The following is a 10,987-nucleotide window of genomic DNA, read 5'->3' on the forward strand; positions in this document are numbered from 1 at the left end:
CCCCGTCCCGGAGCGAGCACTCCGACCGACGTGCGACCATCAGCTACGTGATCGACCTCGGCTACTCGCTCTCCCGGCGCTTCCCTGACCCCCCGCAGACGGACTACCGCACCGCGGACGCCCGCGCGCTGCGCCACGACCTGTTCTGCGGGGACGTCTACCTCGCCGACACCGAGACGGACCGGGAACTGTCCACGGCCTGGGGCTGGGTGCCGGTCCTGGACTTCGCCTGGGCCCTGTGCGACATCGTCGAGCGGCTCGACCGCGACCCGCACGGCAGTCGCGCCGCCCGCCCGCAACACGCCGAACTGGACTTCACCGAGTCCGCCGACCGGATGTTGTTCGAGCGCCGCTTCGGCTGGGTCGACGTCACCGCCGACTGGGTACCGGTCGAGGAGGCTCCGCTCAGCTTCAACCACGCCGCGCTGCGCCGCGAGGCCCGCGACTTCCTGCACGACCTGATCGCCGACCTCACGGACATGCACGACGGGCTGGCCGACAACCCGCTCCTGTGGGACCTCCAGGCCCGCTTCCCCCGCGTGTGACCCCACCGCCGCTCACTCCACCCGTACGCCCACCTCCGCCGCGAACGCCGGGGCCAGATCCATGAGCTGCGACGGGCTGATCACCGCGCCCGCGAGCCGGTCGATGCCCCGCGCGATGTCCAGCGCCGCCGCGCCCCGCAGATCGACGTCCCGCATCCGCGCCTGACCGAAGTCCGTACGCGCCAGCGTGCAGCCGTCGAACGTCACGCGCTCCAGCTCGGCCCCGCCGAAGTCCGCCTCCACCAGCACACAGTCCTCGAACGCGACGTCCCGGAGCTTCGCCTTGCGCAGGTTGAGGAAGTCCAGCTTCCCGCCGCGCACTACGACCCGCTCCAGCACCGCGCCGTGCAGCTGGGTCCCGCCCAGCCGGGCGTCCCGCACCTCCACATCGCGCAGCGACACCTGCGAGAGGTCCGTGCCGACGCCCCGCACCCCCTCCAGCACGCTGTCGATGAACCGCGCCCGGGCCAACACCGTCTCGTCCCACGCGCACCGCCACACCGCGCAGTCCAGGAACCGGGCGCCCCGCGCCGACTGCCCCGCGAAGTCCGCGTCGGCGAACTCCAGTCCGTCGTAATCCCCCTCGGGCTCCCACTCCCCTCCGTCGTACGCCACCAGCTCCGGCAGCCGTACCTCCGGCCGTCGTACGGCCGGCATCGTCCGCTCCGCGTCCCCGCCTCGGCCGGCCACCCGACCACCGCCCTTCTCCGCGCTCGATCCGCTCTCCGCAGCCCGCTCTCGTCCCCGTTCCGCCCCGTCCTGATCCATCCTGCACCCCACCACTGACAATCACCCTGACCTGCGGAAACAACCGTGTGAGCGGCCAGCCGCGGCCACCGCCGCGCGCTCGGACGGCACGCCGGATGTCACATCGCCCCCGCCCCCACCCGTCCATGAAACAAAGCCGGCCCGCACCGCAGTCATGAGACGGAGACCCGCCATGCCCCACCCCCGCCGCCACATCACCGTCGTCGGAGGCGGCTTCGCCGGCCTCACCGCGGCCATCTCCGCCGCCGAGGCCGGTGCCGACGTCACGCTCCACGAAGCGCACCGGTCGCTCGGCGGCCGGGCCCGCACCGACGAGGCGCCGTACCGCACCAACGAAGGCCCGCACGCCCTCTACGCCCGCGGCCCGCACTACCCCTGGCTGAAGCAGCGCGGCCTCCTCGGGCCGCTCGCCCCGCTCGGCCTCCGGGAGGCCGCCCGGATCCGCTTCCACCACCACGGCGAGCTGCACCGCGTACCGCCCCTCGCCCTCCTCCGGCTCCGCAACCGTACGGACGCCCCCGTGGGCCAGGACTTCCTGAGCTGGGCGAGCGCGCAGGTCGGGGAGCCGGCCGCGCGCGCCGCCGCGTACTACACGGGCGTCGCCACCTTCCACCACGACCCCGGCCTGCTCTCGGCCGCGTTCACCCACCGGATCCTCTACCGCACCACGCGCCTCAGCCCGGAAGCCCGCTACATCAAGGGCGGTTGGGGCGCGCTCATCTCCCGCATGGCGGACCACGCCCGCGGCCTCGGCGTACGGATCGAGACCGGCTCCCGGGTCGACGCGCTGCCCGAGGACCGGCCCGTCATCGTCGCCACCCAGCTCGACTCCGCCCGTGCGCTGCTCGGCGACGACGCGCTGACCTGGAGCAGCGCCCGTACGGTCCTGGTCGACCTGGCGCTGCGCGAGCAGCACCCGAAGAAGCGCCGCGCGACCGGGAGGCGACGCGCCACCGATCTCTTCGTGGTGTCCGACCTCGACCACTCCGGGTGGATCGAACGGTTCACCGCGCAGGACCCCACTCTTGCCCCGCCCGGTGAACAGCTCCTTCAGGGCCAGGTCGGCATCGCTCCCCATGAGACGCGCGCCGACGGCCTCGCTCGCGCCGAGCGCCTCCTGGACGCGGGCTTCCCCGAGTGGCGCGAGCGCGTCACCTGGCGCCGCGACGCGCTCGCCACCGGCCGTACGGGGGCGGTGGACCTGCCCGGCACCACCTGGCGGGACCGCCCCGCCATCGACCGCGGCAACGGCGTCTACCTGGCGGGCGACCAGGTCGCGGCACCAGGTGTACTGAGCGAAGTGGCGTTCACCAGCGCCATCGAGGCGACCGCGCTCGCCCTCTCCGCCGCCCGCGCCGCCACCCGGGCCCGGCGCATGGCGCCCTAGCCCACGATCCCCATCTCCCGGGCCGTGTTGTTCAGCCGCCGCCCGCCCGTCTCCGTGCACGTCACGATGTCCTCGATCCGCACCCCGAAGCGCCCCGGCAGATAGATCCCCGGTTCGATCGAGAAGCACATCCCCGGCACGAGGGGCAGGTGTTCGCCCTCGACCATGTACGGCGGCTCGTGCGTCGTCACCCCGATGCCGTGCCCGACCCGGTGGATGAAGTACTCGCCGTACCCCGCGGCCTTGATCACCTTGCGCGCCACCCGGTCGATGTCCTGGCAGGCGGCCCCCGGCCGCACCGCTTCGAACGCCGCCTGCTGGGCCTCGCGCACGATGTCGTGGACCTTCCGCTCCTCCGCGGTCGGCTCGCCCACGTGCACGGTCCGCGTCGTGTCCGAGCCGTACCCGTCCTTCAGGCCGCCGAAGTCCAGTACGACCATGTCGCCGTTCTCGATGATCCGGTCGCCCGCCTCGTGGTGCGGGTCGGCCCCGTTGGGGCCCGATCCCACCACCGTGAAGTCCACCTGGCTGTGTCCGTGTTCGAGCAGCAGCCGCGCGAGGTCCGCCGCCACGTCGCTCTCCCGCCGGCCCCCGAAGGGCACCTTGAGGATCTCCTCGTACGTGGCGTCGGCGGCCGCGCCCGCCGCCGCCAGCCGCTCCACCTCGTAGGCGTCCTTGACGGCGCGCAGCATCGGGAGCGCCTCCGTGAGCGAGGCGTACGCGCTGCCCGGGAGGGTCCGCTGCAGCCCCAGGAGGTGCATCGCCCACGCCGAGTCGGAGATGCCGTACCGCCGCTGCGGTTCCAGGAGCTGCGCGAGCACGGCATACGGGTCCTCGCCGTCGCGCCACCCGAGGAGCTCCGTCGCGCGGGCGCCCGTGGCGTGCTGCGCGTCCGCCCGCTCCAGTACGGGCACCAGCAGGCGCGGCCTGCTGCCCACGGTGAGCACCAGGGCGGTCAGCCGCTCGGTGATCGCGGTCGGCTGGTAGCCGGTGAGCCACACCAGGTCGGGGCCGGGCGTGACGATCAGCCCGGCCAGCCCGGCGTCGGCGGCCGCCCGCCCGGCCCGTTCCATGCGCCGCTCGTAGTCCTCCCGGGTCACCTCGATGTGCCCCGTCGTACTCGCGCCGGCCGCCGCCTCCGTACTCGCAGCAGCCCCTGCGCTCGCCGTAGCCGCCGTCGTCCCCTCAGAAGTCGCCATGCTCCGGAATTTACGCCGGAAGGAGCCGCCTGGGGACCGAACGTGCCGGGAGGGCGGCGAAGACGCCGCTGACGCCGGCTCTCAGCCCTCCAGCAGCTTCTCGACGGCCGCCAGTTCGGCGCAGAGCGCCAGGCCCTCCAGGGCGTCGCCCAGCTCCTCCAGGCGGGGGTAGCTGGGCGCGATGCGGATGTTGCGGTCGCGCGGGTCCTTGCCGTACGGGAACGTCGCTCCGGCGGGGGTCAGCGCGACGCCCGCGTCCTTGGCGAGCTGTACGACACGGGAGGCGCAGCCGTCCAGGACGTCCAGGCTCACGAAGTAGCCGCCCTGCGGGCGGGTCCACGTCGCGATGCCCCTGTCCCCGAGCCGCTTCTCCAGGACCGCGTCCACCAGCTCGAACTTGGGCCGCAGCAGCTCGGCGTGGCGCTCCATGTGGGCGTGCACGGCCGCGGCGTCGGGCAGGAAGCGGGCGTGCCGGAGCTGGTTGATCTTGTCCGGGCCGATCGTCCGCTTGGAGAGGTGGCCGAGCAGCCAGGTGACGTTGGCGGGCGACGAGCCGAAGAAGGCCACGCCGCTGCCGGCCGCGGTGATCTTCGAGGTGGAGCCGAAGACGAACACCCGGTCGGCGTGGCCGTACTCCTCGCACAGGCCCAGGATGTCGGCGACCGGCTCGCTGTCACCCTGCAGCTGGTGCACGGCGTAGGCGTTGTCCCAGAAGACGCGGAAGTCCGGCGCCGCGGTCTCCATGGCGGCCAGCCGCCGCACCGTCTCCGGCGCGTAGGTGGCGCCCGTGGGGTTGCTGTACTTCGGTACGCACCAGATGCCCTTGACGCGCTCGTCGGCGACGAGGCGCTCGACCTCGTCCATGTCCGGGCCGGTCTCCGTCATCGGCACCGGGATCATGTCGATGCCGAGCTTCTCGCACACCGCGAAGTGCCGGTCGTAACCGGGTACGGGGCAGAGCATGGCCGTCCGCCCCTCCCGCGGCCAGGGACCGGGCGCCCCGGGGAGGCCGAACAGGACGGCGTCCACCACCGACTCGTACATCAGTTCCAGGCTGGAGTTGCCGAACGCGACCAGCTGCTCCACCGGCACCTGAAGCAGGCCGGCGAACGTCGTGCGCAGCTCGGCCAGACCCTTGAGGCCGCCGTAGTTGCGGCAGTCGGTGCCGTCCTGCGCGGTGTGGTCGTTCCCGCCCGGCAGGGCCAGCAGCGGCTGCGAGAGCTCCAGCTGCTCGGCGGACGGCTTGCCCCGGGTCAGGTCCAGGCGCAGCCCGCGCTCCTTGAGGCGGGCGTGCTCGGCACGGAGCGCTTCGAGCCGGTCGGACAGTTCGGTGTGCGTGAGAGTGGTCAGATCCATGCCTGTCATCCCTGCTCAAAGTCGCGTGCGGTACTCCGTGACCGCGGCCACCGGGCCGCGGGCAGCGCCGAGAGTACCCGGGCACGGCGGCACTGCCGAGGCATTTGTGACGCACGCGGCTTTACGACTCGGCCCGGGAGCGGTGGGGGTCTTTACGGCTCGGTACGGGAGCGGCGGGGCAGCAGGGCGATGGCTGCCAGCGGTACCGCGGCGAGGACGAGCCACGGGACCGGGGCCGGCAGCCCCGTGTCGAGCAGCGAGCCGGTCGCGGCGCTGCCGGCCAGGACGAGCAGCCCGGAGACCGAGGACATGGCGCCGGTGTAGAGGCCGAGCCTGCCGCTGGGTGCCAGGTCCGGGACCCAGGCCCGGGCGGCCGGCGTGACCAGCATCTGGCCCAGCGTGAGGAGGACCACGAAGGCCGCGGCGGGCAGCAGTCCACCGGTGCCGGTCCAGGCTGCCGGGCGGGCGGCAGCCACCACGGCGAACCCCGCCGCAATGAGGAGCAGCCCGGCCGCCATGGAGCGGCGGAGGTCGAGCCGGTCGGCGGCCCAGCGGGTGACCGGCAGCTGCGCGACGACGACCAGCAGCGAGGAGAGCGCGAAGAGCCAGGCCAGCGGGGACTGCGAGCCGGCGGCACGGGCCACTTCGGCGGGGAGCGCGAGGTAGAGCTGGTTGTACGCCAGGAGGTACGCCCCGTAGGCGCCGCACACCGCGAGGAAACGCCGGTTGCGCAGCATTTCGCGCACCGCTCCCGGTGCCCGCACCCGCTCCCGGCCCGGGATGTGCTGCGGCAGCAGCCACAGATGCCCGGCCAGTACGAGGACGAACACCCCGGCCCCGGCCAGGCACGCCGTACGGAAGTCGACAGCCAGCAGCAGGGCGCCCAGGAGCGGGCCGAGGAACGCGCCGGCCTGGCCCGCCACGCTCAGCAGCCCCAGGACGCGCGTACGGGAACCGTGCCCGGCCTCCTCCCAGAGCACCGACTGGCGGGCGACCTCGGACTCGACGGCGGGTGAGAACAGGGCGGCGGCGAACCCGATCAGCAGGACCGCGCCGATGACCGCCCACGTCTGCTGCGCGTACCCCAGCCAGGCGAAGCCAGCGATCCGCAGCACACAGCCCGTGAGGACGACGGGCCGTACGCCGTACCGGTCGGTCAGCGCGCCGCCCAGTACGAAGAGCCCCTGCTGACTGAACGTCCGCAGCCCGAGCACCAGGCCGACCAGCCAGCCCGCCATCCCGATGGCCGCGCCGAGATGCTCGGCGAGGAAGGGCAGCACGGCGAAGAAGCCGATGTTGAAGGCGAGCTGCGTCGCGATCAGCAGCCGCAGCAGCGGGGAGAGGTGCCGCCAGGTCCCCTCGCGACGGGGCCGTCCCCGGAGCGGCCCGGACGACCGGCCCCGGAGTGGCCCGGGCCCCCGGCCCCGAAGCAGGCCGGACGACCGGCCCCGGAGCGCGGCGCCGAAGGAACGCTCCCGCCCGGTCACCGGGCACCTGTCCCAGCACCCGTCCCGACACCTGTCCCGGCACCCGTCCCAGCGCCCGTCCCGACCGCCACGGCTTCCCGCACCTCGGGCTCCGGTTCCGACGCGGGCGCGGAGCCAGGGCCCGCGGGCACGTCCGCCCGCCCCGTACGCCGAAGGACCCGCGGCACCCGCACCCGGACCCGCACCCCGCCCGTCACGGTCACCGCCAGCGCCCCCAGCAGCGCGAGCACGGCGGCCGGCGCGAGCACCGTCCACGGGGCCCGCTCGGCGTACGGCTGGTTCTCGGCGAGCAGCAGGCCCCACTCGGGCGACGGCGGCTGAGCGCCGAGGCCGAGAAAGCCGAGCGCGGCGAGGGCCAGCGCGACGGCCGGGAGGCGCAGCAGCGCATGACGGGTGACGGGCGGCAGGACGGCGGGCAGCAGCTCGCGCCGGAGCAGATACCAGCGGCTCGCGCCGAGGCTCCGCGTCGCCTCCAGGTGCAGCGTGGCGCGCTCCTGTTGCAGCAGTGCGGCGGCGTGGGCGGCCAGCGGCGTCCAGGCGACGGCGGCCACGGCGAGCGCGGGGGTCGCGGGCCCGCTGCCCGCCACGCCCGCGACGAGGAGACCGGCGAGTACGGGCGGTACGGCGTTGACCGTGTCGACGAGCGGCCCGGACAGCCGGGGCAGCAGGCCGAGCAGTACGCCGATGACCAGGGCGGCGACGCTGATGGCGAGGGCCAGGGCGAGCGTGGTGAGCGCGCCGTGCGCGACCCGGGCCAGCATGTCCCGCCCCAGCGAGTCCGTACCGAACGGATGCGCCCACGACGGAACCTCCAGCCGCGCCGCCGTATCCAGAGCCAGCGGATCGCGGGACAGACCGGCCACGACGACACAGAGGAGCAGCGCGCCGTACAAGAGGGGCAGCCGGCCGGACACGGGTCGCTTCGGGCCGTGCAGGGACTCCCGCGCGCCGTGCAGGGACTGCAACGCGCCGTCGCGCAGCGCGGGTCCGAGCGCGCGCCGGGCCACGAGGCGGACCAACCCGCCGGCCACGGCAGCCAGCAGAACGAGCGCGAGCGTACTGGTCTGCAGTACGGGCAGGTCCTGCGCAAGGGCGGCCTGCAGGGTCGACCGCCCGAGCCCGGGAATGTCGAACACCTGCTCCACCGCGACCGCGCCCCCGGTCACGCCCACGAGGAACAGTCCGAGGTTCGGCAGCAGTCCGGGTACGCAGCGGCGCAGCGCCTGCCGCGCGATGCGCCCCTCCGGTATGCCGCGCGCGGCCGCGGCACGCGCCCACGGTTCGGCGAAGGCGCCGGGCAGCAGGTCGTCGAGGAGCCGCCCGAGCAGCGCCCCGGCGGGCAGGCCGAGCGAGAGCGCGGGCAGCACCATCCACTGGGGCCCGTACCAGCCGAGCGCCGGCAGCCAGCCGAGGTGCACGCCGACCACGGTCGCGAGTACCGACGCGGTCAGGAACTCGGGCAGCGCGGCGAGCACGGCCGTGCCGCTGCCGCCCGGACGGCGCCCGGCGAGCCGGCGGCGTGCACCGAGCCGCAGCGTACGGGCGCACACCGCAGCGGCCGTCCCGAGGGCGACCACGATCGCCGCCCCCATCAGCAGCAGCGACACCCCCAGGGCATGCACCACCGACGGCAGCACCGCGTCGCCGGAGATCCACGACCGCCCCGCGTCCCCGTGCAGCAGACCGCCCGCCCACCGGCCGAGCAGGTGCAACGGCCCGGCGTCGAGCCCGATGTCGGCCCGGACGGACGCCAGTACCTCAGGAGTGGGCGTACGCTCCGCCGCGCGCGCCTTCAGAACGGTCAGCGCCGGATCGGTACGCGACAGCCAGGGCAGCAGCCCGACCCCGCACACGAGGGCGACGGCGAGGGCGATCCGCCAGACACCCCCCATACGACCAATACCACCCATACGCCTCATGCCGCTCAGCTACGCCTCATACCGCTCAGCGCCGCGTACCGGCGCCGACCAGCGTGCGCTCGTACGGGTCGAGAAGCACGCCCTTCACGGAGCTGCCGACGCCGGTGATGATCCGCTGGTGAACGAGCGGGACGACGGCGTCCGTGCCGAGGATCGCGGTCTCGGCGGCCGCCGCCGCGTCCTGCCGCTTCCCGATGTCGGCCGTGTCCTCGGCCTTCCGGACGGCCGCGTCGACCTTCTTGTCGCACAGCTGGGCGAGGTTGTAGCTGCCGTCGCAGGTGTAGTCGCTGGCGAGGACGGAGACCGGGTCGCCGGTGTCCAGCATGGTGTTACGGGCGCCGACGAACGCGTCGAACTTGCCGGCCAGCGCGTCCCCCTCGATCCGCGACGACTCGCGGACCTCCAGCTGCACCTTGAACCCGGCCTTCTGGAGCTGCTGCTTGAGCACCTGGGCGACCTCGGGCAGCTCGGGCCGGTTGTCGTACGTGCCGATGGTGATCGGCGTACCGCCGGGGCGCTTCGCCTCCGCCCGCCCGGCAGGCTTGCCACGCTTGCCTTCCGCCCAGGTCAGCGCGGGCCCGAAGACCCCCTCGCCCGGGTCGGCATGACCCTCGTACACGTCCTTCGCGAGCGCCGAGGTGTCGATCGCCTTACGGGCCGCGGCGCGCAGCCCCGGATCCTTGAAGGCGCCGGACCGGGTGTTCAGCTGCAAGCTCGTCGTACGAGCCGTGGCGGTCTCGCGCGCACTCCCCTTGTCCAGCGAGGCGGCCTGCGAGACGGGGACCGCCTCGGCGATGTCCACATCATGTGTACGCAGCGCATTCGTCCGGGCGGTCCCATCCGCGATGAACTTCGCATCAATACCGGACGCCTGGGCCCGCCCGCCCCAGTAGTCGTCGAAGCGCTCAAGGGTGGCCGCGGTGGCCCCGGTGGTCTTCGTGAGCTCGAACGGCCCGGTGGCGGTACCGACGGGGCTGACCTCACGCCCCTTCCGCTCCCTTTCACCCTTTCCGTACGCCTTCGGGGACAGTACGGCCAGCCCGGGACTGGTGAGGCGCAGCGGAAGCGCGGGATCGGGGTCGTCGGTGGTGATCCGCACCTGATCGCCACCGACGGGCTTAGCCATGAGCTTTACGCCCGACAGCGCGGCCGTCACGGGCTCGGCCTCGCCCGCGTGCTCCAGGGCATTGGCGACGGCGGACGGCGTGACCCGCGTACCGTCCTGGAACTCCGCCTCGCGCAGCGTGAAAAGCCAGCTGCGGTCGCTCTCCTTCTTCCAGGACGCGGCGAGCGCGGGGACCGCGGTGCCATTGGCGTCGAGCTCGGTCAGGCCCTCGGTGACGCCGAGCCGACTGAGCAGGGTGGCGTCGGCACCGTACGGCGAGAAGTTCTCGGAGGGCGGGAAGGCGAGGGCGACCTTGAGCCGGGCACCGTCCGCCGACCCGCTCGAGGACGAGCCGTTCCGGGCGGCGAAACAGCCGGAAAGCAGGCCGGAGAACAGGGGTACGACCAGCAGGCCGGCTATGAGCTGACGGCGGCGGACGGTATGCATGGTCCTCGTTCTGGGGTGGGGTTCAGGGAAGCGGTGTGGGCTTCACACCCTTCATCGAATGCGCGCGGCCACAAGTTCTGGGCATACGCCCTACGCCCCCATAGCCACCTCGAAGTGCACAACACGCGCCCCGCCCGACTCCTCCCGCTCATCAAGCACCGCTTTGCCCATCGAGCGCCAGAAATCCTCGGCACCGGGCACCGCCGGGTCCGTATGCAAGTAGACCGACCGGTATCCGCCGGCCGCCGCCGCGAAGTCGAGCAGCTCACCGACCAGCCGCCGAGCGAGCCCCCGACGCCGATGCTCGGCCCGCACGTACACCCGCCGCAGCTGCGCCGTCTCCCCCGACGGAAACCGCTCGGCGATCCAGGCCGGGTTCGGCGGGTGCGCGGGACCCCGCGAATCGAGCGCGGCGGTGGCGACAACACCACCGTCCTCCTCATCCACGGCAACCAGCAACGTGTGCCGCTCGGGCCGCAGATAGGCCCCCTCCAGATCGATGATGTCGCCATGCCACCGCGGCACGTACCCCGTACCGAAGTCGCGATAGACGGTGTCAAGCATGACGGCACGCGCAGCACCGATGTCGTCGCGGATAGCCGCCCTGATGCCGTAGTTACGCACTTGCACATCCTATGCATTAAGCGCACACGGACTACGGGGGGTGTGGGTGGGGCGCATCGCCTCGGCCGGCGGCGTAACGGGCCCGGGGCCGCGTGGGCCCGAGGCCGTGGGGGTTCGAGGCCGTGGGGGTTCGAGGCCGTGGGGGTTCGA

Annotated in this window: 9 protein-coding genes; 2 read left to right on the forward strand and 7 right to left on the reverse strand. The window is 73.4% G+C overall.

The annotated features are described in order from the left end of the window. Positions 1-47: 47 nt before the first annotated feature. A complete protein-coding gene (locus CCS38_RS33520) occupies positions 48-545 on the forward strand; it encodes a hypothetical protein (protein ID WP_223737207.1) in 498 nt (165 codons plus the stop codon). A 12-nt stretch (positions 546-557) separates the two neighbouring features. Here the strand turns inward: CCS38_RS33520 and CCS38_RS33525 are convergent, their stop codons facing one another. Next, on the reverse strand, positions 558-1,202 hold the full coding sequence (locus CCS38_RS33525) for a pentapeptide repeat-containing protein (RefSeq protein ID WP_223737195.1): 645 nt from the start codon (positions 1,200-1,202) through the stop codon (positions 558-560). A 283-nt stretch (positions 1,203-1,485) separates the two neighbouring features. Between CCS38_RS33525 and CCS38_RS33530 the strand changes: the two genes are divergently transcribed. Beyond that, complete coding sequence (locus tag CCS38_RS33530) at positions 1,486-2,700, forward strand: FAD-dependent oxidoreductase (RefSeq protein ID WP_223737196.1); 1,215 nt, start codon at positions 1,486-1,488, stop codon at positions 2,698-2,700. Here CCS38_RS33530 and CCS38_RS33535 read toward each other — a convergent pair. The 6 genes from CCS38_RS33535 to CCS38_RS33560 all read right to left on the reverse strand — a co-directional run bounded on the left by CCS38_RS33535 (position 2,697) and on the right by CCS38_RS33560 (position 10,837). After that, on the reverse strand, positions 2,697-3,800 hold the full coding sequence (locus CCS38_RS33535) for an aminopeptidase P family protein (RefSeq protein WP_372457189.1): 1,104 nt from the start codon (positions 3,798-3,800) through the stop codon (positions 2,697-2,699). The two genes, CCS38_RS33530 and CCS38_RS33535, sit on opposite strands and share 4 nt — an antisense overlap. A 180-nt stretch (positions 3,801-3,980) precedes the next feature. Then, the gene (locus tag CCS38_RS33540) at positions 3,981-5,255 is read right to left on the reverse strand and encodes an aspartate aminotransferase type Ic (protein WP_223737199.1); all 1,275 of its coding nucleotides are present in this window, start codon (positions 5,253-5,255) and stop codon (positions 3,981-3,983) included. Between the two features lie 152 nt (positions 5,256-5,407). Then, positions 5,408-6,688: an MDR family MFS transporter gene (locus CCS38_RS33545; protein ID WP_372457190.1), complete on the reverse strand. Its 1,281-nt coding sequence runs from the start codon at positions 6,686-6,688 to the stop codon at positions 5,408-5,410. Between the two features lie 50 nt (positions 6,689-6,738). Next, on the reverse strand, positions 6,739-8,634 hold the full coding sequence (locus CCS38_RS33550; protein ID WP_223737201.1) for an ABC transporter permease subunit: 1,896 nt from the start codon (positions 8,632-8,634) through the stop codon (positions 6,739-6,741). 52 nt (positions 8,635-8,686) lie between these two features. Beyond that, positions 8,687-10,213: an ABC transporter substrate-binding protein gene (locus tag CCS38_RS33555; protein WP_223737203.1), complete on the reverse strand. Its 1,527-nt coding sequence runs from the start codon at positions 10,211-10,213 to the stop codon at positions 8,687-8,689. A gap of 90 nt (positions 10,214-10,303) precedes the next feature. Further along, positions 10,304-10,837 carry a GNAT family N-acetyltransferase gene (locus CCS38_RS33560; protein ID WP_223737205.1) on the reverse strand — a complete coding sequence of 178 codons (534 nt, stop codon included), beginning with the start codon at positions 10,835-10,837 and terminating at the stop codon, positions 10,304-10,306. Positions 10,838-10,987: the final 150 nt, after the last annotated feature.

Source organism: Streptomyces purpurogeneiscleroticus, from assembly GCF_020024005.1.
Lineage (GTDB): Bacteria > Actinomycetota > Actinomycetes > Streptomycetales > Streptomycetaceae > Streptomyces > Streptomyces purpurogeneiscleroticus.

What these genes read in the sequence shown, in the direction of transcription:
- CCS38_RS33540 (WP_223737199.1), bottom strand. Translation starts at nt 5,255, where the DNA reads ATGGATCTGACCACTCTCACGCACACCGAACTGTCCGACCGGCTCGAA.
- CCS38_RS33555 (WP_223737203.1), bottom strand. Translation starts at nt 10,213, where the DNA reads ATGCATACCGTCCGCCGCCGTCAGCTCATAGCCGGCCTGCTGGTCGTA.
- CCS38_RS33530 (WP_223737196.1), top strand. Translation starts at nt 1,486, where the DNA reads ATGCCCCACCCCCGCCGCCACATCACCGTCGTCGGAGGCGGCTTCGCC.
- CCS38_RS33525 (WP_223737195.1), bottom strand. Translation starts at nt 1,202, where the DNA reads ATGCCGGCCGTACGACGGCCGGAGGTACGGCTGCCGGAGCTGGTGGCG.
- CCS38_RS33550 (WP_223737201.1), bottom strand. Translation starts at nt 8,634, where the DNA reads ATGGGGGGTGTCTGGCGGATCGCCCTCGCCGTCGCCCTCGTGTGCGGG.